The following is an 18,248-nucleotide window of genomic DNA, read 5'->3' as shown; positions in this document are numbered from 1 at the left end:
TTATGCGCATGCCGGATCGTACAGTAGAGTATCAAGACGAACAAGGACGGCTTTTTGTAATCCGCGCCCCGGCCGATCTGGTGCAAATGCAGGATGCGCTTGAGCAGCGGCATCATCAGTTCATTATAACGCACTGGGAAGAACTGGCAGCTGCATCGCTGAGCGGATATCGACAAGCCGGTGAAGGGGTACTGATCATCAGTGAAGCCAGCCCACCCTCGAGTAAAGCGCTGCAGACCAGTTTTGCCATTCACCGCTTGGCCTACGCTACACCTGAAGCACTGAGCATACTCCAAGAAGGCCTGCAAGTGCTTCATTGGCTAAGCGATCAATTAGAGCAATACGACCCGCAGCACACCATTTTGCTGTTGTTTGCTACCGCGGGGGAACCCCGCGCCTATGCCGTCGATGGAGACCCCCCTCCCCCTCAAGCCTTGCGCTTTGTTCAGGCCATCAACAATTAACAGCACCTTAGGCAACAGCCACAGCGGCTCTAGAAGCCGTGGCAACACCTGCTACTTCTTCAAAAAGCCGATCGTAGGCCTCCACGTGCTGCGACCAATCTAAGTGCGCCGGAATTTCGCGTAGACGCTCAGGCGGCAGCGGCCGCTCTTGCCCCTTAAGCAGCGCTGAAAGGATCTGATAAAGCTCTTCCTCGTCGTTGTACAGCGTGGGTGCATGCAGCAAGGGTCGATGCAACGATGCAGGAATGAGCTCTGGATAGCTAAGCCGATGGGGCAACAGAGGATGGCAACCGCAATAGATGGCCTCAAGCACGGCTACCCCAAAGAACTCATGCCGGGCTGTAGAAACAATCAGGTCGGCCCGGTGCAACAAGCGGCTGTACTCCTCAAAATCTTCGGCATAGCCATAGTGGAGAATGCGGTCAGCGTAGCGTTCGAAAGCTTTCTCCAGCTCATAGGGCTGCTCCTCGAACCGCTCGCCGGCCAAAATCAGACGGAAACGATGCCCTGCATCGTCCAAACGGTTCATGACGCGCAGGAAAACTTCAGGGGCTTTGTCGTACTCCCAACGCTGATTCCACAAGATGACCGGCGGGGGCATTCCTGGTCCCCAGTAACGCAACCGCCGATCTCCAGCATAGCGGTCGTGTGCTTTTAAATCAATGCCTGGGTGCAGCACAGCAGCCTTGGCGCGGATCTCTTGTATCGCATCCAGATGGGTATAGTCCGGGAACGCCCGCAAAAGCTGCGGCAACGCTTCAAGGAATTCCTCCATGTGGAAGCGCGTGTTGAACAGCACCCGGTCGGCTGCCAGGCAGGAAAGATAGTTAATGTAACCGAAAGCGGGCTCTCGCTCCTTGCCTTCTGGCAAGGGGTAGGTCAAGGCATTTTGATGAAAATAAAGCACCACCGGGACATGGGCCAGACGGCTGCGCGTAAGCGACAAAAAGGCAGGCAGATTGACCATGTTCGTGGCAAAGATCACGTCCGGCCGGAAGCCTTCTTCCCAGGCTTGCAGGGCTTTTCGCGCCATCGTAACCGCCCCTCCGTGCATACGCCAGCGTCGAAAGCGCGGCGTCATGGTGATCGCATGAAACCGATGCCGGCTGTGCCGGATGAGCCCGTCTAAAAAATTGCGATGAGAACCTCCATACCAAGGTTCTAAAGCTAGAATATGCAACATAGGACTTCAGGAACGTTGCTGGGCCAGTTGCTGGCGGAGTGCTTCTTCTTCTTTTTCGGTAGTCGGTCGCACGATCGAGACCGCCCGTACTTGCAACTTCTCGCGCAGCACGGGGTCGCGTACCTCTTCGGCTGTCACAAAGGCCTCTTCGCCGGGGTTGAGCCAAATCGTACGCGTACTCATTGGAATTTCCACCGGCCGATCGTTCGTGTTTTTGATGATCATGCCGCGACGCTTTCGGCTTGCCATGCCGCCCTCGCTACATTGGTTTGCTGGACAAATTGGGGCGCATGCTTGCGCAGCTTTTCTAGGAATTATACAATTTTTTTTACACGCAAGAAAACATGCTTAAGCTCCCGGATGCTTGTTTTACTGGATTCTTACAGGCAAGTCTTGCAGCAGCTAGGGCAGGCGTTGTGGGGCTTGCTTTATCCGCCGTTTTGCCTACACTGTGGCGAGCGCGTAGAGAACGCACGTTTTCCGCTATGCCCAGCTTGTCAACAGCAGCTACACCGCGTTCCAAAAAGCGAAGCGCTGCACCGCTTGCACCAGCTTCCGGCAGCTGTAGGATGCTTTCGTGCCGCTCATGCCCTGTGGTACTATGCGCCCAAGCAGCCGCTTGAACGCCTGCACCATGCGCTGAAGTACGGGAACCGCCCAACCTACGGCCTGCATCTTGGCCAAATTATGGGAAAGACATTTAGCCCCTTGCTGCAAGAGACAATCGATGTCATTCTTCCCATTCCTCTCCACAGAGGGCGCTACTTAGCGCGAGGGTATAACCAGAGTGCATGGTTAGCCTATGGTGTGGGCGACGTGCTGGGTCGTCCGGTTATGCCGAAGCTGCTTCAACGCTTGCGCGCTACGCGCAGCCAAACGCATCTGAGCCGGAGCGAACGCCAAGCCAACGTAGCCGGAGCTTTCCGCGCACCCATGCCAGACCTACTCCGTGGCCGCCACATTTTGCTGGTAGATGACCTGCTCACCACAGGCGCCACTGCTACAGCTGCTGCGCACGCCCTGCATGCAGCGCGCGTAGCCAGTGTGACGCTGCTCACGTTAGGCCTGGCCCACTAAGCTGCTCGGTAGTCGGGTAAATAAAGCTGCCTATCGCAAGCAGCGGCTTCGCCTGCTTCATTGGTTGCAACAACGATGAGGCGGCCTTGCCTTTGCCCCTGCTCTAGTAGCGTTGCAACCAAGTGCCGGCCAGCCTCATCGAGGTTAGCACGTGGCTCATCGAGCAACCACAACACCGGATCCGCCAATAATGCGGCTGCAAAGCGCAATCGCTGCCGCATCCCAGAGGAGAAGACCGCCACAGGCTCGTCGGCATACGAACGCAGGGCTACGCGATCGAGCCAAACCTCGACGCATTTTTGAGGATTATCTAGGCCGCGTGCTCGAGCCAAAAACATTAAATTTTCGCGCGCTGTAAAACCATCGTACAAATGCACGTACGGTGCAACTAAGCCCACATGAAGTGGGCGATCGGTGGCTTCCAGGGTTTTACCGTTGACCTGCAAGACTACGCTTCCTTCAGTGGGGCGAAGTACACCGGCCAGAATACGCACAAGCGTGGATTTTCCGGAGCCGTTAGGTCCGGTTACCGCTAACTGCTCGCCAGGCTTTAAGCGAAACGAAAGCCCTGAAAAAAGCCGCCGAAAGCCAAAGCGCTTGCCTAGCCCGATTACTTCTAAGCAATGCATGCTGTCAAAATACACGGTTTTTCTATCCCGAATCCTTTAGCTAGAGCTTTTTGCGTAAGTTTTATTTTCACTGCTAAAGTCTGCAGCTGTTTTGGGTCAAAATAACCTATCAGCGTGCAGCGCTTGCTGCGCAATGAGCTGGAGCCAAAGTAAACACCTGGGGTGTCGGAAATCTTAGGGCTAGTTTAAAAATGTTACGATCGGCCTGAGGCTGAAACTCCCTCGTGCTTCTGGCGTTGGGAACGCCGATCGCTTTGGGCAAGATTTGTTGAACGCGCTAACCACCACGCTTCCCTTGGACGAAGCTCCCGCGCACCCGGCTGTAGCCTCCGCTGCTTGGACGGCCGAGCAGGCCGAAGCCCTTTATCACGTACCGGCATGGGGAGCCGGATATTTCCATGTAAATGAGGCAGGACACGTTGCTGTACGCCCTCAAGGCCTAGGGGGACCCTCAATTGATCTTTTTGAAGTCGTTTCGCGACTACGTCGTCAGGGAATTCATCCACCTCTGCTAGTCCGGTTTCAAGATTTGCTCCGCACGCGGGTCGTGCAGCTCAACCGGGCCTTCCGCCGAGCCATTGCTGAGGTCGGATATGCCAACGTCTACCAAGGCGTCTATCCGATCAAAGTGAACCAACTCCGTGAGGTAGTGGAGGAAATCTTAGAAGCGGGGCAACCTTTCTCTTTTGGACTGGAATGCGGCTCCAAGCCCGAATTACTGGCCGCACTGCCCTACTTGGAGCGTGACGACATGCTGCTCATCTGCAACGGATGTAAAGACCGTGCAATGATGCAGCTCATCCTAGCCGGCCAAGGCCTGGGCAAGCGGGTGATTCCCGTGCTGGAGCGCATGGAAGAGTTCGCGCTGCTTTTGGAGGTGCTCCACGACCGCCTGTTGCCACGTGCCAGCACGCCTGTGATCTTTGGCGTCCGGCTGCGCCTCTCGACCACCGGTGCTGGACTCTGGGCTGAATCAGGTGGCGAAACTTCCAAGTTTGGCTTGTCGCTGTCTGAACTGCTGGGCTTGCTGGACCGCGTGGCCGATACACGCTCTGGGCTTTCCCTCCAGCTGCTGCACTTTCACTTGGGCAGCCAGATCGCTTCGCTGACCCACATTCGCGAGGCTGTAACCGAGGCAGCCCGCATCTATGCCCGTTTGCGCCAACGAGGCTTTTCAATCACCTACCTGGACATTGGGGGTGGCCTAGGCGTTACCTACGAAGCAGGGAATCCACACGCCCCAGGAAGCATTGACTACACGCTAGAAGAGTACGCACGGGCCGTCGTTTCCACGTTGCGCCGCGTTTGCGACGAGGAAGGGGTACCTCCACCTGTAATTATTTCCGAAAGCGGACGAGCACTGACGGCTTATCATTCGGTATTTGTAACCGAAGTGCTGGGTATGCGCTCCAAACCCCGTGCAGCGCTGCTCAAAATCCCCCGAAATGGCACGCTGCCGGCCGAGCTCAAAGCTCTCTGGCAGCTCGTCGAAACCCTACCCAGCACCGCGCCGCTAGAAGCCTACCGGCATGCGCAAGCTTTGCGAGAAACGATTAACCAACACTTTCGGGAAGGTCGCCTTTCCCTAGAGCAAAAAGCCTTCGCAGAACAGCTCTACTGGATGGCTTCGAGCCGGATTCAAACCTGCCTGGCCGAACAGGGCACGTTTTCCTTTGAGCTGCCAGAACCCTTGCAGCAGCTTACCCTCGAACTTGCCGACCACTACCTGTGCAACTTCTCGGTCTTCCGTTCTTTGATCGACCACTGGGCCATTGGTCAGCACTTCCCCATCATGCCTATTCATCGGCTCAATGAACCGCCTACGCGACAAGGCATTTTGGTAGACCTTACGTGCGACTCCGATGGCCAAGTAAGCAACTTTGTCACCCCCTTTGGCCAAAAGCACACGCTGGAGTTGCACCCACTGCGGCCTAATGAACCCTACTATCTCGGCTTTTTCTTGATGGGTGCCTACCAGGACATTATGGGCGACCAGCATAATTTGTTCGGTCGCGTCACGGAAGCCCACGTATACGCCGACGAAGACGAGCCGGGCAACTTCTATCTAGAGCTGGTTCTGCCAGGGGCAACCGTTCAAGAACAACTGGCCCAGGTGCAATACTATCCCAATGACCTGGAGCGGCGCATGAACCGCCTGATTCAGGAAAAAGTACGTACGGGAGCTGTCCGCCCCCGCGAAGGGGTAGAAGTACTCGAGCTTTACCGGCAGATCTTCCGCGGCTCGACGTATCTGGAAGCCTAAACATTAAGCTGCCTGCCGCTGGCTTTTGCGAAGCAGATAGAGTGCTATGCCCAAAAGCTGAGCCGGAGGCACAGGGCGTACCAGACACGCATCGGCACCTGCCTGGTAAGCACGTGCAATCTCTTGGGGGTCATCGCTAGGCAACACCACAAGCAATGGTACCTCCATGAGAGGGGCTTCCTGCCGCAACCGCACCACGCGTTCCCAGGCAGGATGGGCATGCCGCGCCTCTAGAATGAGCAGCCTGCCCGGAAACGCACTACGCATCTCTAGCAGCGAGGCTACCCAATCTGGATCCGCTACCTGCAGCTGCCTGGTTGTCGTAGACGACCCGTACAGAGGCCCTTCACCTGTAGCGCTTGCTTGCGCCAGCCGTTCCTGTACGTGCTGCACGAGGTGCGTTAGTTCCTGTAAAAAAGCTTGCAATGTGCCTTGAGGGTGGGGCGTTTCAGGGATCGTTGTTTCCATATACGGCACGACAAACAACCTTATTGTTTTTACTTTATATCGGTTGCAATGCCCTCAACTTTACCCGCAATAGGCAATGCCCGCGCCAGCCCCTAAGAGCCTGTGCGGACTTGACTTTGGTGCACGCACGGCAGGCACAACCGTTCTGGCTTGGGATGGCCGCGACGGACGACTTCACCTGCGCGCCTGCCCACGCCAAACCGATGCGGATGCTTGGCTACACAAGCTCCTTTTGCCACACCCGCCTCGTCTTTTGGTGATAGACGCCCCGCTCAGCCTACCTCGTGCTTACGTCCAGCTGCCGGAAAAAAGCGAGCCCGATTTTTTCTTTCGCGTTGCCGATCGGCAGGCAGGGGCCATGTCGCCATTGTTCTTAGGAGGGCTTACAGCGCGTGCTATCGCGTTTGCCTATCACCTGCGCCAGCAAGGCTGTACGGTTTTGGAGACCTTTCCCCGCCTAGTGGCTACACGCCGCTTGCCAGAAAGCCTGCAATCCCGCTACCGCAACGACAATCCCGAGGTCTTTGCGCATGACCTCCTTGCCCTGCTTCCCCTTCCTTGTGCTGAACCCCCGACAAGTTGGCACGACGTAGATGCACTCTTGGCTTGGTGGACCGCCTGGCGCTACGTCCACCATCAAGCAGCTGCTTTAGGCGATCCCGAAGAAGGGCAAATCTGGTATTGAGCTTCAGCGCTCAGCTGAAGAACCTTCTGGCGTAAAGGTGGGACGATTTTCTGGGGTAAATAGTGTATAGCCTTCGGGATTCGGGTAGCCCAGTACCAGCTCGGCCAATAGACGTCCCATCCGAAAAGCATACCCCATACCATGCCCGCTAAAACCTCCTACCCAATAGCTGCCTTCTAGACCAGCGATGGAGCCAATGATCGGTAACCCATCTGGCGAAAAGCCCATCGTGCCACTCCAGCGACACATCACGGGAAGCGATCGAGCTTGGGGAAAGTAAGCCTGCAAGTAACGCTCCAGATCCATTTGCAGGGGTTCCGTGGTGATGTCCATGTAACCTACTTCTTCCTCCAGGTGTAGGTGTCGCGCACCTCCAACCAGCACATGACCACTAGGGAGCTGACGCACATAGAAAAATCCATCGTGCGTATAGAGCGGACTGGTGATCCAGCGATGCGCAGCCGGAAACGTGGCCAGCATCTGTGCGCGTACTGGCTGCACATAAACCGCCGTTTCGGGCAATAAGCGCGGCAGATAGGCATTCAACGCGAGCACCACCTGACCAGCCTCAACAGCGCCATAGGCTGTCTCCAACCGCACGCAGTTTGGTTGCGGAACCAGAGCTTCAACTGCATGGTGCGTTAGCACCAGCGCCTCACTACGACCAGCTAGGTGGTACACGAGCGCTACAGGATCCAAGCATCCGGCCTCAGGCAAAAACAAACCTCCCCGAAAACCTTGGGCCTGGAGACGCCGGTTGATTTCGGCTGAAGGCAGAAAAGCTGCCGGCACGCCTTCGCTACGAAGCCGCACTGCACCTTCACGCAATCGTTTTTCTTCTTCAGCCGAGCCAGCCACCAATAGCGCACCACTGCCTTCCCAACCGAAGGCCAAGGGATCCAGCTCCCGAAGCAACGCCTCTCGGTTTTCGCGCGTGAAGTGCCAGAGCTGGCGGGCACGCGATTCGCCGTAGCGCTGGCAATCTTTTAAAAAATCTGCCGTAGCTCCAGGCAGGATAAACCCAGCATTTCGGCCACTGGCGCCATCGGCTAAAGAAGCGGCCTCTAGGACTACCAGTCGCAAGCGCGGACGCAACCGGTGTAGCCAGAAAGCCGTCGCACATCCGACAACACCGCCACCGACAACGGCTACGTCGGCCCAACGGTCGGGCGCCTGATGCTGTCGATGCCAGAAAGAACGGGTCACGGTACAGCCTGAACGTCTACAACCAACCGCCCTTGGGTCCGGCCTGCCAGCATAGCTTCACTCCACGCTGGCACGTCGTCTAGAGCAATTACCCGCGTAATGCGATGCAACGCGTCTTTGGGCAGATCATGTGTCAGGCGATGCCAAGCGCGCCGCCGCAGTTCCTGGGGACAGGTGTTGGAGTCAATGCCTAGCAAGTTGATCCCGCGCAAAATAAACGGGAAAACCGTAGTGTGAAATGCTGCACTGTGCGCCAGACCACATGCTGCAACGCTACCGTGCCGCCGGGTTTGGCTCAAGATCGCAGCCAGCGTAGGCCCCCCCACGGTGTCGATGGCTGCAGCCCACTGCGCGTGATCTAAGGGTCGACGCGGCCCCTCCCCCAGCTCCTGCCGATCGATTATGCGCGCAGCCCCCAAGGCCTGCAGCATAGCATGCGCTTGAGGCTTACCCGTTGAGGCCACTACCTCATAGCCCAAGTGTGCCAGAATAGCCACAGCCAAACTCCCAACCCCTCCACTGGCCCCGGTGACCACAACCTCGCCTTGGTCTGGCGTCAGCCCATGCGTTTCCAGTGCCATAATGGCCAGCATAGCAGTAAGCCCAGCCGTACCAACAGCCATCGCCTCTAGCGGCGTTAGCCTGCGCGGCAGCGGCACTGTCCACTCCGCACGTACACGTGCCCGTGTAGCATACCCTCCCCAGTGTTCCTCACCTATACCCCAACCGGTTACAATAACTGTCTGCCCAGGCTTCACCTCCGGGTGCCCTGACTCCAGCACCGTACCGACCAGATCAATCCCAGGCACAAACGGATAATCCCCCCGAACAACTTTCCCTTTTCCCGTAACCGCCAGCGCATCTTTGTAGTTTAGGCTGGAGTAATGCACTTCCAGCAGTACATCACCCTCCGGGAGGTGGTCTTCCGATAACGTTTCAAAGCGAGCCTGAACCTCCCCGTGCTCATCCTTATGCAGTACAAGCGCGCGCATGCGTTATAGAGCCGTTTTGTGAAAACGATCCTCCAAAATAGGCATTCTTAAAAGCAGATGCACTGAAGTCTAAAGCAGTACAACAGGCTGCAACTTTTTGTCTTCTTCACGTTTTCACAAAGTAAGGTGAGCAATGGATCAGGGAGCGAGCGGCCATGCATCGCAGGGGATTGGATAAGCTGGATCTCCCGCGCCTGCGTTTCGCGCAAGCTGAGCAAACGTACACGGTACGCATGCTGCTTAGCCTTGCCCTTACACTTGGACTCTTGATCGTGCTGGTGCGGCTTCCGTGGCATGTAGCACCTCCGCCTATCGGCTGGCGTTTGGTCGATGAAGACCGGCGCCTAGCATTGATCGCAACCCAGCTGGAAGCGCGCGCAGCTGAAGACACCGGTGTGCCAATTACGCGCTTTGCCATCCCAGAAACCGAAGCCAAAAACGAGGGGACACGCGACTCCAGCGAGTTTCAAGCACAAGACTTCCCACAAAAGCCTGAACCCCCAGCTCGTCTTGAAGCCATGGAAGCCATCTTAGAGCATGCAGAGAAACCTCCCCAGATCATAGGGGGACTGGGGGCCTACTATATCCATATTGAATACCCAGAAGAGGCCATTCGGGCTGGGATTGAAGGGCAACTGGTACTGCGTTTTGTGGTGGAAAAAGACGGTACACCTACCCATATTCGCGTGATTAAGCCCCTCCACCCGCTTTGCGACTCAGCCGCCGTAGCCGCCCTGCGACGCACCCGCTTTATTCCTGGCATGCAAAACGGCCAGCCTGTGCGCGTGCACATGCAGCTACCCGTGCGCTTCCGCTTACTCCCTAACCCGGCCGAAAGCAGCAATCCCGATCGCTAAACCTACCAACCACGCACCACGCCCTCTCGGTGCTGATCTTCGCGCGCCTCTGACAAGGCCTCCCTCAACGTACCCAAATACAGCAGCTCCTCGTCTACACGACGTCTCCAGCGTTGACGTGCCGCGGGATTGCCTTCCACCCAACGAAATGTGGCCTGCGTGCCATCTTCAGCTGCGGTCAATATGCCGCGCAGCGCACACGTTGGCCCTAGCCATCCGCCTTCTTGCCAACGAGCCGAAATTTCGACCACGTACTGCATGGCAAGCGGATTAAAACTCCAACTTTCGACGCGTACCCAAACCGGATAAGACCGCCCGCTTAGTTGCTCCACAAGCTGCACCAGCGCAGCCTCAGCCAGACGTGCTACCTCGGCCTTACGCTCGGCTTCGGTTTTGGCCCGAAGTTGATGCCTAAGGGTAGCTATCCGCACTGGCTGAGGCCCTCCGGCATACACTTCAACTGTCATAGTGGCAACCAAACCCGCACGCAACTGCTGACTTAAGGCATAACGGAAATCAGGGAAAGTGGGGAGTTCAGCCAGTTCAACAACGCCTTCCCAGGCCTTAATCGGCCACTCAAGGGCACTCTGCGGGTCTTGGACCAATTGCATCCGAAGATACCCTTGAGGCAAAGGTGCTACCGCAAGCGGCTCCCACGTTGCCGCTGCATAGCGCTGCCGCTCCAGACGAGGATGCAGGCGGTAATACAAACGGGACAGCGTTCCTTGATACGGGTACTGCACCTCCGGTGCTACCTGGAGCCGCTTAGGCGAAGCGCTAAACCCAGCCTGATCACAAACCGAGCGCCCTTGAAACCATCCACATACCTCAAGCAGCAAGCGTTCCTGATCTCCTAACATCGCGTCCGGCACAGGAATGCGCGTCGAAGTTCCCCAAAATAGCGTGTCGTAGCGCGCGCTCAGCAGCAGCAACTGCACAGAATCGGGCCTTACAGGCTGCAAGCGACCAGGCCACTTGCGGACCACAAAGCGCGCTTTCACCGCCAGCGTATCCCATCCTATGCGCTCAAGCGCTAGGGTCTCAAGACGATAGGGAGACGAAAGTTGACAGGCGCTCCACACCAAACTCAGCAGCACAGCACCTGCACGGGCTACGTAGCCCATGGTCTAGGGATGATTTCGTTAGCGAGCTAGGCCTGACTGACCGTTGGGCAAAATACCTCGAAAATGCGCCCAAAAAAGCGCCGCTGCATGAATGCCATGGAGAATCTTGCCTTCATCAGCCAAGCGCAAAGCCTCGCTAGGGGTTAGCAGGCGAATTTCCATTTCCTCAGCAGGATCCAAGCAAGGCGGACCTACCTGCCGTGCTTTTCGAGCAACGAAAATATGGGCCAAGTTCGTATGCTTACTAGGATCAGGTGCAAAACACCCCAGCGATTCCCAAACCGCCGCTTCATAACCCGTCTCTTCTAAAAGCTCCCTGCGTGCAGCATGCAACGGATCTTCACCTGGCTCGACTCCGCCTGCCGGAAGCTCCAGGCTTAGCGTCCCAACCCCATGCCGGTACTGCTCCACAAAAACGAGCTGCCCCTCTTCCGTCAAGCACAGCACGCATACCCAATCGGGATATTCTACCACATGAAATTCTTCAATCTCCGTACCGTTAGGCAACTGCACCCGATCGACGCGCAGCTTCATCCACCAGCGATGCAGCAAGTACTCTTGCTGCAAAACCTTCCAAGACTTTGACGACATCTATCGATAACGTAACACCAAGATTTCCCTTGCTAAGGGCTGCAAATCCTATACCGGCAGCGGATAACGCTCGCTGTAACAAAAAGATGCACCACACCGGAACGCTTTTTTGCACATGGCATAAATTTTCTTCAAGAAACCTTAACAAAATAAAAACTGAACTATGTCCACGCTCGTTGCTGCGCGTCGCTGGTTAGAAGACCACCGACTCATGGGTTATGATTTGATCCGCATGTACTTAGGTATTGCGCTGTTTGTGCGTGGCTGGCTTTTTGTTGGTGATTCTTCGCGATTTATGGCGCTAGTAGAAGGGCGCAACTTGGATTGGTTCCTGCCGATGGCAGCCGTTCACTACGTAGCGCTGGCGCATTTGGTAGGGGGCCTTATGCTGACTGCCGGTTTGCTTACGCGGCTTGCAGCATGGGCACAGGTGCCTATTCTGTTTGTGGCCACGTTTTTTGTACACCTGCATGAAGGACTTTTAGCCGCGGGCCAGTCGCTGGAGCTTTCGGCGCTGGTGTTCTTTCTGCTACTGGTTTATGGCCTTTTTGGCGCTGGACCCTACTCGCTGGATGCCCGCATGCTGGCCCCAGCAGCTGCGCAGCAAGTCGCCGAAACGCCAGAGCCTTAGGCTGCCTCCTTTGCTTCAAAAGAGAGCGCTGCCGAGTTGATGCAGTAGCGCAACCCCGTAGGAGGGGGGCCATCGGGAAATACATGCCCCAGGTGACCGCCACAGGCAGCGCAGTGCACCTCAATGCGGTGCATGCCCAAGCTGTAGTCGTCCGACATTTCAATGTGTTCCGGCGCAACTGGCGCATAAAAGCTCGGCCACCCTGTTCCTGAGTCAAACTTCGTCTCCGAAGAAAAAAGCGGCAGCCCGCATCCAGCGCATCGGTAAAGACCAGGCGCTTTATGATCCCAATACTTTCCTGTAAACGCTGGCTCGGTGCCCTGCTCTCGTAAAACGTGATACTGCTCTGGCGTCAGCAGACGTCGCCAGACTTCTTCGGTATAGATGACTTTAGGAACTGCCATAGAGCTTAGCTTCGGTATTGATCAGCGTTTTAACGAGCTTGCGCCGGGCATGCTCCTCACGTATCATGTAAGCTAAGCTGCGAATCTGCGTCAATATGCTTGAACGATGTATACAGAAAGCGCTTTTCCATTTAAACAACCCATTGTTTGGGAACCTAGGCCAGAATGGATCAAGGCTAGCAATCTGCAGCGTTTTATAGAGCGTCATGGCATCGACTCCTTAGATGCCTTGCTCTTGCGCGCGTCTGAAGACCCGGAGTGGTTCTGGCCGGCTGTATTAGAAGACCTCGATATTCGCTTTTATGCACCGTACCATCAGATCGTCGACCTCAGTGAAGGACCAGCTTTCCCCCGTTGGTGCGTGGGCGGCAAGCTGAACATCGTACATAACCTGCTTGACAAATGGCAAAGCAGCGAAGCCGCTGAGCGCGTAGCATTGCGCTGGGAAGGCGAAGAAGGCACGCTGCGCATCCTTACCTATGCTGGATTGCATGCCGAGGTTTGCCGCTGCGCTCGTGCCTTGCTGGAGCTGGGTTTTCGCAAGGGTGACGTGGTCGCGTTATTTATGCCCATGACCCCTGAGCTTGTGATCGCTTTTTTGGCCACAATCAAGCTGGGGGGTATCGCATTGCCGCTGTTTAGCGGCTATGGTGCCGAGGCCGTGCGCACCCGCATCTGCGATGCCGAGGCTCGGTTTTTGTTTACGGCCGATGGGTTTTACCGTCGTGGCAAGCCCATTCTGCTCAAACCTACAGCCGACGAAGCGCTGGTCGGATGCCCAAGTGTCGCCCATGTGGTGGTGTTGCGCCGTCTGGAAGCCGAAGCACTCGCTGTGCCTATGCAACCTGGACGCGACCACTGGTGGCATGAGCTTGTTTGGTCCCAACCGACCGAAGCCGAAACCGTCCGCACCGATGCCGAAGACGTGCTCATGCTCATTTACACAAGCGGCACCACGGGCCGGCCTAAAGGGGCTGTCCATACGCACTGCGGTTTTCCTATTAAAGCCGCCCAAGACATGTACCAGTGCATGGACCTTAAGCCCGGTGAAACGATGTACTGGGTAACCGATATGGGCTGGATGATGGGTCCTTGGTTGGTTTTTGGCACGCTGCTCATTGGCGCTGCGATGGTGCTTTACGACGGAGCGCCCGACTATCCGGACATCGACCGGCTTTGGGCGCTTGTCGAGCGCCATCAGGTAACGCACCTGGGGATCTCCCCTACCCTTATTCGGACACTTCGGCCTTATGGACCAGAACCCCTTCGCCGCCACGACCTCTCCAGCCTACGCGCCGTAGGATCCACGGGAAGTCCTTGGGATCCTGAATCGTGGCTTTGGTGCTTCGAACACGTGCTCGGAGGCGAAAAGCCTATCCTCAACTATTCAGGCGGTACAGAGATCTCTGGAGGTATCCTGTGCGGGAATTTCTTCCGGCCACTTAAACCCTGCGCATTTTCAGATCCGGTACCTGGCATGGCGGCTGATGTGGTGGATGAGCAAGGTCGACCCGTGCGGGGTGCTGTCGGTGAGCTGGTAATCCGCAAGCCATGGATCGGCATGACGCGTGGCTTTTGGCGTGATCGCGAGCGTTACCTCGACACCTACTGGCGCCGCATCGAAGGCCTCTGGGTGCATGGCGACTTTGCCGCTATCGATAGCGACGGCCTTTGGTACATTCTGGGACGCTCGGACGACACGATCAAAGTGGCTGGCAAGCGGCTAGGACCCGCCGAGGTTGAAGCAGTGCTCAATGCCCACCCCGCCGTGGCTGAAAGCGCTGCGATAGGGGTACCCCACGACGTCAAAGGCGAAGAGGTGGTCGCGTTTGTGGTGCTGCAGCCCGGCTATGCCCCTTCAGAGGCCCTGCGCCAAGAGCTGATCGACCAGGTAGCTGCTGCCCTGGGCAAACCCCTGAAGCCTCGGGAGGTGCGCTTTGCAGCTGCATTGCCCAAAACGCGCAATGCCAAAGTCATGCGCCGCGTAATCCGAGCGGTCTACTTGGGACTAGACCCTGGCGACCTAAGCAGCCTTGAAGATGTGGGCGCACTTGAGGCGATCCGAAAAGCTTACTAAATGTGCCTTGCCCAACACCGCCGGATCAACTAACTTGCATGGCACCAAAGGCTCTGCGTACCGGTATGCGACGTTTTGGTCTCGGTCTTTTTAGTATTTTTTTGCTTATTGCGGCTTGCCGCCGTGCACCCTCGGTGCCCGAGCCAGGCACCGAAGCTTACCAAGAAGCCATTACGGCTTTTTATACCGGTCTGGCTGCGCTACAAGCCGGCGAAGATCGGGGAGCACGCACGCTGCTGGAACGCACCACCGAACTGGCACCAGGCGAGCCTGCTGCCTGGGCTAACCTAGGACTGTTGGCCCTGCGCCGAAATGACCTCCCTGCCGCCCGTCGCTATCTGGAAGAGGCTGCACGCTTAGCTCCCGAAAGTGCCCGCATTCAGCTGCTGCTGGCCCGCCTATCACTGGCGGAAGGGCAGCCCGAGCAGGCCCGTTCCTACATCACGCAAGCGCTGCAAAACGATCCAGCAGACCTGGAAGCCGCCTACCTGCTTTTTCAACTGCTCGAAGAACGCCCCTCCCCTAACGATACCCTCACAGCCGATGCCTTGCTCAACCAGCTCACTACGCAGCACCCCGATAACCAAGCCCTCTGGCTAGAGCGCCTGCGACGCGCGGTGGCCACACAAGATGTTCAGGAACTGCACTACGTAAGCAACCAGCTTCAACCGCTCGTACCAACCTGGCCCGCTGAAGCGCAAACCGTATGGCACGAACTGCTTACCCAGATCCGAACTGCAGATTGGAACAGGCTGCGCCCCCAGGTAACCTTCTTGCGCAACACACTACTGCAGCACCCTGCCTTTCGGGCAGATCTAGCTGAATTGCAACCCCCACCCGAAGTGCTCACCCCCCCACTGACAGACCCGCTGCGGCTCAAGCCGCCTTCTGCCACTTTTGCCCTTCCAGACTCGCTCCTAACCTTCCGCACAGCGCCAATGACTGCGGCTCCGGTTGAGGCCCTCCTGGTCACCTGGAAAAGCAGCGACACACCACCCGCGGTGTTGCACATAGGGCCAGAAGCCGTGGTCTTCGACGACGGCATAACGCTAAAACGTCCAGAACCACCACGAAGCAGCGTCTTACCCCTGTACAGCGTTGCCTTGCTGGACTACAACAATGACTTTCGCATGGACGTGGCCCTTCTTGGCCGGCAGGGCTTGCGCCTCTACCGCCAAGAAGCCGATGGCAGCTTTTCAGAAATGGCCCTCCTTAATCTTGGGAAAATTACGCCTACAGGAATCTGGGTGGTCGACTTTGATTTGGATGGAGATCTGGACCTGCTTGTCGGCGATCAGAGTGGTGTTTTTTTGATAAGCAATAACGGGGATCAAACCTTCCGTACCCAACACGTCTTCAACACCCCGCCCCGCCAGCTCACCTGGGCCGACCTCGATGGCGATGGCGACCCCGAACTGGTCCTGCTCGACCTTCAGGGAACCCTACACCTCTGGCGCAACGAACGCCAGGGCCTCTTTATGCCCGAACCGCAGATACCCCAGCTTACCACCTGCGCCCTTACGATCGCTGACCTGGATCACAACGGCCAGCTCGACATCATCTTACTGCAGCCTAATGGCAACTTCCAACAACTCACCTTTGACCGCTACACCCGCAGCTGGCAAACCCAACCCCTCTCTGCACGCCTCCCCGCCTTATCCGAAGAGGCCTGTCGGCAAGCCCACTTTTTCACTGCCGACCTGGACAACAACGGCGCCCAAGACCTCATTGCTTCAGTACCTTTCCAAACCTGGATTTGGCTCACCAATGCCCAAGGCCATCTGCGCAGGGAACCCCTTACGTTGCCACTGCAGGCCTTCGATGCAGCCGACCTCGACAACGACGGCCGCCTGGACCTGGTTGCTCGCCAGGCTGATGGCACACCTGCAAGCCTGCACAACCAAAGCGATGCACCTTATGGCTGGACGCAACTCCACCCACAGGCCGTCGTTGTAGGCGACCAGCGCGTCAATGCCTTCGGCATTGGCGGTACGATAGAAATCCGTACCGGCCTACTTTACCAAAAACAGGTCATCCGAAGACCTGTTGTACACTTTGGGCTAGGCCTGGCCGAACGCGTACCCCTGGCCCGTATCGTCTGGCCCAACGGCAACGTGCAGGCCGAGTTCAACTTAGCCGCCAACCAGACCGTCCAGGCCACACAACGCCTAAAAGGCTCTTGCCCCTGGGTCTTTACATTCGACGGCCAGCAAATGACCTTTGTCACCGATTTTATTTGGGGCTCTCCACTCGGTTTGCGTATTAATGCCCAAGAAACGGGAGACATCGCCCAAACCGAAGACTGGATCAAAATCCGTGGCGACCAGCTGCGCCCACGGGATGGCCTCTACGACGTACGCATTACGGCCGAACTCTGGGAAACACACTTCTTCGATCACGTGTCGCTGCTGGTAGTCGACCACCCTGAGAACACAGAAATCTGGGTAGACGAACGCTTCGCCTTTCCCCCACGCCAGCTACAACTTTATGTAACAGGACCCGTAGCGCCCGTCACGCAAGCCATCGATCATCAAGGACGAGACGTAACTGCCCTTGTGGCCCAGCGCGACGGCCGCTACTTTAACACGTTTAGGCTCGGCGCCTATCAGGGCATTGCTGAACCCCATTTCATCGAGCTGGATCTGGGGGAGGCGGTGCCTACCCACAAACCGCTCTATTTAATCGCCTATGGTTGGCTTCGACCAACCGACAGCTCAATCAACGTAGCTATCAGCCAAGGCAACCATGCACGACCCCGTGGCTTGCAGCTTGAAGTCCCCGACGGCCAAGGCGACTGGCGCGTAGCTTATCCAGACCTGGGCTTTCCGGCCGGTCGAGGCAAAACCATTGTGATAGACCTTACCAACCTGCTTCCCGAAAAGGGACCTTACCGCGTGCGGCTACGCACCAACCTGGAAATCTACTGGGACTGGATCGGCTGGGCCGAAGCGCGCCCCAACACGCGGCTACGTACGCAACGCCTGCACCCGCAACGTGCGGAGCTTCGCTACCGGGGCTACTCTGCTACTGTGCAACCCGATCATTCGATGCCGGAAATTCCCATCTACGACTCCCTGGCTGCTACAGCACAACGCTGGCGCGACCTGGAAGGCTACTACACACGCTGGGGCGACGTGCGCGAGTTGCTGGCCGAAATCGACGACCGCTACGTGATCATGAACGCTGGTGATGAGCTTGTCTTCCATTTTCCGGCCTTACCAGATCCACCGCAAGGCTGGTCGCGCGACTTTGTGCTCATTGGCGACGGCTGGGTCAAAGACGGCGACTACAACACGACCTTCTCCAGGACGGTACACCCCCTTCCCTATCATGGTCAACCAAGCTACGACACCCCCATTGCTCGCTTATGGGACGACCCGGTCTACCGCCGCTTTCCCGAAGACTGGCTCCGCTTCCACACACGCTACGTTGCGCCAGACCGCTTCGACCAGGCACTGGTACTACAACCCACCCCTAGGTAAAAGCCATGCTAGCCATAACCTCGGGTTAAATATCTTCCACAAAGAATCTAAAAAGCGCTTCCAAATCAAACATTCTCTTTTGTAAACTAACGTCTCCGGGATCTACTACCACGGT

At 56.9% G+C, this 18,248-nt stretch carries 17 protein-coding genes; 8 read left to right on the top strand and 9 right to left on the bottom strand.

Annotated elements, in window-relative coordinates:
- Positions 1–8 precede the first annotated feature (8 nt).
- Positions 9–464, top strand: coding sequence for a hypothetical protein (locus J8E65_RS05995; protein ID WP_210374709.1), 456 nt, complete (start codon positions 9–11; stop codon positions 462–464).
- Positions 465–471: 7 nt separating this feature from the next.
- Here J8E65_RS05995 and J8E65_RS05990 read toward each other — a convergent pair whose 3' ends face one another.
- Positions 472–1,647: a tRNA-queuosine alpha-mannosyltransferase domain-containing protein gene (locus tag J8E65_RS05990; RefSeq protein ID WP_210374707.1), complete on the bottom strand. Its 1,176-nt coding sequence runs from the start codon at positions 1,645–1,647 to the stop codon at positions 472–474.
- 6 nt (positions 1,648–1,653) lie between these two features.
- Positions 1,654–1,896, bottom strand: a complete 243-nt coding sequence (locus J8E65_RS05985; protein ID WP_210374705.1) for a hypothetical protein — start codon at positions 1,894–1,896, stop codon at positions 1,654–1,656.
- 111 nt (positions 1,897–2,007) lie between these two features.
- Between J8E65_RS05985 and J8E65_RS05980 the strand changes: the two genes are divergently transcribed.
- Positions 2,008–2,724: a ComF family protein gene (locus J8E65_RS05980; protein ID WP_210374703.1), complete on the top strand. Its 717-nt coding sequence runs from the start codon at positions 2,008–2,010 to the stop codon at positions 2,722–2,724.
- On the opposite strand, the gene J8E65_RS05975 is transcribed toward J8E65_RS05980, so the two are convergent.
- Complete coding sequence (locus J8E65_RS05975) at positions 2,721–3,353, bottom strand: ABC transporter ATP-binding protein (RefSeq protein WP_210374699.1); 633 nt, start codon at positions 3,351–3,353, stop codon at positions 2,721–2,723. The two genes, J8E65_RS05980 and J8E65_RS05975, sit on opposite strands and share 4 nt — an antisense overlap.
- A 268-nt stretch (positions 3,354–3,621) precedes the next feature.
- Here J8E65_RS05975 and speA point away from each other — a divergent pair, with 268 nt between their 5' ends.
- Entirely contained in the window at positions 3,622–5,616 is a 1,995-nt protein-coding gene (gene speA, locus J8E65_RS05970) for a biosynthetic arginine decarboxylase (RefSeq protein WP_237181698.1), read from the top strand.
- Positions 5,617–5,619: 3 nt separating this feature from the next.
- Here speA and J8E65_RS05965 read toward each other — a convergent pair whose 3' ends face one another.
- On the bottom strand, positions 5,620–6,084 hold the full coding sequence (locus J8E65_RS05965; protein ID WP_210374697.1) for a histidine kinase: 465 nt from the start codon (positions 6,082–6,084) through the stop codon (positions 5,620–5,622).
- A 76-nt stretch (positions 6,085–6,160) separates the two neighbouring features.
- Here J8E65_RS05965 and J8E65_RS05960 point away from each other — a divergent pair, with 76 nt between their 5' ends.
- Positions 6,161–6,769: a DUF429 domain-containing protein gene (locus J8E65_RS05960; RefSeq protein ID WP_210374695.1), complete on the top strand. Its 609-nt coding sequence runs from the start codon at positions 6,161–6,163 to the stop codon at positions 6,767–6,769.
- A 3-nt stretch (positions 6,770–6,772) separates the two neighbouring features.
- Here J8E65_RS05960 and J8E65_RS05955 read toward each other — a convergent pair whose 3' ends face one another.
- On the bottom strand, positions 6,773–7,975 hold the full coding sequence (locus tag J8E65_RS05955; RefSeq protein ID WP_210374694.1) for an NAD(P)/FAD-dependent oxidoreductase: 1,203 nt from the start codon (positions 7,973–7,975) through the stop codon (positions 6,773–6,775).
- Positions 7,972–8,967: an MDR family oxidoreductase gene (locus J8E65_RS05950; RefSeq protein WP_210374692.1), complete on the bottom strand. Its 996-nt coding sequence runs from the start codon at positions 8,965–8,967 to the stop codon at positions 7,972–7,974. Before J8E65_RS05950 ends, J8E65_RS05955 begins: the two co-directional genes overlap by 4 nt.
- Positions 8,968–9,122: 155 nt before the next feature.
- On the opposite strand from J8E65_RS05950, the gene J8E65_RS05945 reads away from it, so the two are divergent.
- Positions 9,123–9,824, top strand: coding sequence for an energy transducer TonB (locus J8E65_RS05945; protein ID WP_210374690.1), 702 nt, complete (start codon positions 9,123–9,125; stop codon positions 9,822–9,824).
- A gap of 2 nt (positions 9,825–9,826) precedes the next feature.
- On the opposite strand, the gene J8E65_RS05940 is transcribed toward J8E65_RS05945, so the two are convergent.
- Positions 9,827–10,948, bottom strand: a complete 1,122-nt coding sequence (locus tag J8E65_RS05940) for a hypothetical protein (protein WP_210374689.1) — start codon at positions 10,946–10,948, stop codon at positions 9,827–9,829.
- Positions 10,949–10,966: 18 nt separating this feature from the next.
- Positions 10,967–11,539: an NUDIX hydrolase gene (locus J8E65_RS05935; protein ID WP_210374687.1), complete on the bottom strand. Its 573-nt coding sequence runs from the start codon at positions 11,537–11,539 to the stop codon at positions 10,967–10,969.
- A gap of 163 nt (positions 11,540–11,702) precedes the next feature.
- Between J8E65_RS05935 and J8E65_RS05930 the strand changes: the two genes are divergently transcribed.
- On the top strand, positions 11,703–12,170 hold the full coding sequence (locus J8E65_RS05930) for a DoxX family protein (protein ID WP_210374685.1): 468 nt from the start codon (positions 11,703–11,705) through the stop codon (positions 12,168–12,170).
- On the opposite strand, the gene msrB is transcribed toward J8E65_RS05930, so the two are convergent.
- Positions 12,167–12,574, bottom strand: coding sequence for a peptide-methionine (R)-S-oxide reductase MsrB (gene msrB / locus J8E65_RS05925; RefSeq protein WP_210374683.1), 408 nt, complete (start codon positions 12,572–12,574; stop codon positions 12,167–12,169). The two genes, J8E65_RS05930 and msrB, sit on opposite strands and share 4 nt — an antisense overlap.
- A gap of 106 nt (positions 12,575–12,680) precedes the next feature.
- On the opposite strand from msrB, the gene J8E65_RS05920 reads away from it, so the two are divergent.
- Together J8E65_RS05920 and J8E65_RS05915 are read left to right on the top strand one after the other, a co-directional pair.
- A complete protein-coding gene (locus J8E65_RS05920) occupies positions 12,681–14,651 on the top strand; it encodes an AMP-binding protein (protein WP_210374681.1) in 1,971 nt (656 codons plus the stop codon).
- 65 nt (positions 14,652–14,716) lie between these two features.
- Positions 14,717–18,133 (top strand): CRTAC1 family protein, encoded by a 3,417-nt coding sequence (locus J8E65_RS05915; RefSeq protein ID WP_210374679.1) that lies wholly within the window; start codon positions 14,717–14,719, stop codon positions 18,131–18,133.
- Positions 18,134–18,248 lie beyond the last annotated feature (115 nt).

The sequence above is a fragment of the Rhodothermus bifroesti genome, from assembly GCF_017908595.1.
Lineage (GTDB): Bacteria > Bacteroidota > Rhodothermia > Rhodothermales > Rhodothermaceae > Rhodothermus > Rhodothermus bifroesti.
The sequence above is the reverse complement of the archived record's forward strand: the minus strand, read 5'-3'. Positions and strand labels throughout refer to the sequence as shown.

Excerpts from the sequence above, each read along its gene's own strand:
- J8E65_RS05995 (WP_210374709.1), top strand. The coding sequence starts at position 9 with ATGCCGGATCGTACAGTAGAGTATCAAGACGAACAAGGACGGCTTTTT.
- J8E65_RS05990 (WP_210374707.1), bottom strand. The coding sequence starts at position 1,647 with ATGTTGCATATTCTAGCTTTAGAACCTTGGTATGGAGGTTCTCATCGC.
- J8E65_RS05985 (WP_210374705.1), bottom strand. The coding sequence starts at position 1,896 with ATGGCAAGCCGAAAGCGTCGCGGCATGATCATCAAAAACACGAACGAT.
- J8E65_RS05980 (WP_210374703.1), top strand. The coding sequence starts at position 2,008 with ATGCTTGTTTTACTGGATTCTTACAGGCAAGTCTTGCAGCAGCTAGGG.
- J8E65_RS05975 (WP_210374699.1), bottom strand. The coding sequence starts at position 3,353 with ATGCATTGCTTAGAAGTAATCGGGCTAGGCAAGCGCTTTGGCTTTCGG.
- J8E65_RS05965 (WP_210374697.1), bottom strand. The coding sequence starts at position 6,084 with ATGGAAACAACGATCCCTGAAACGCCCCACCCTCAAGGCACATTGCAA.
- J8E65_RS05960 (WP_210374695.1), top strand. The coding sequence starts at position 6,161 with ATGCCCGCGCCAGCCCCTAAGAGCCTGTGCGGACTTGACTTTGGTGCA.
- J8E65_RS05950 (WP_210374692.1), bottom strand. The coding sequence starts at position 8,967 with ATGCGCGCGCTTGTACTGCATAAGGATGAGCACGGGGAGGTTCAGGCT.
- J8E65_RS05945 (WP_210374690.1), top strand. The coding sequence starts at position 9,123 with ATGCATCGCAGGGGATTGGATAAGCTGGATCTCCCGCGCCTGCGTTTC.
- J8E65_RS05940 (WP_210374689.1), bottom strand. The coding sequence starts at position 10,948 with ATGGGCTACGTAGCCCGTGCAGGTGCTGTGCTGCTGAGTTTGGTGTGG.
- J8E65_RS05935 (WP_210374687.1), bottom strand. The coding sequence starts at position 11,539 with ATGTCGTCAAAGTCTTGGAAGGTTTTGCAGCAAGAGTACTTGCTGCAT.
- J8E65_RS05930 (WP_210374685.1), top strand. The coding sequence starts at position 11,703 with ATGTCCACGCTCGTTGCTGCGCGTCGCTGGTTAGAAGACCACCGACTC.
- msrB (WP_210374683.1), bottom strand. The coding sequence starts at position 12,574 with ATGGCAGTTCCTAAAGTCATCTATACCGAAGAAGTCTGGCGACGTCTG.
- J8E65_RS05920 (WP_210374681.1), top strand. The coding sequence starts at position 12,681 with ATGTATACAGAAAGCGCTTTTCCATTTAAACAACCCATTGTTTGGGAA.
- J8E65_RS05915 (WP_210374679.1), top strand. The coding sequence starts at position 14,717 with ATGCGACGTTTTGGTCTCGGTCTTTTTAGTATTTTTTTGCTTATTGCG.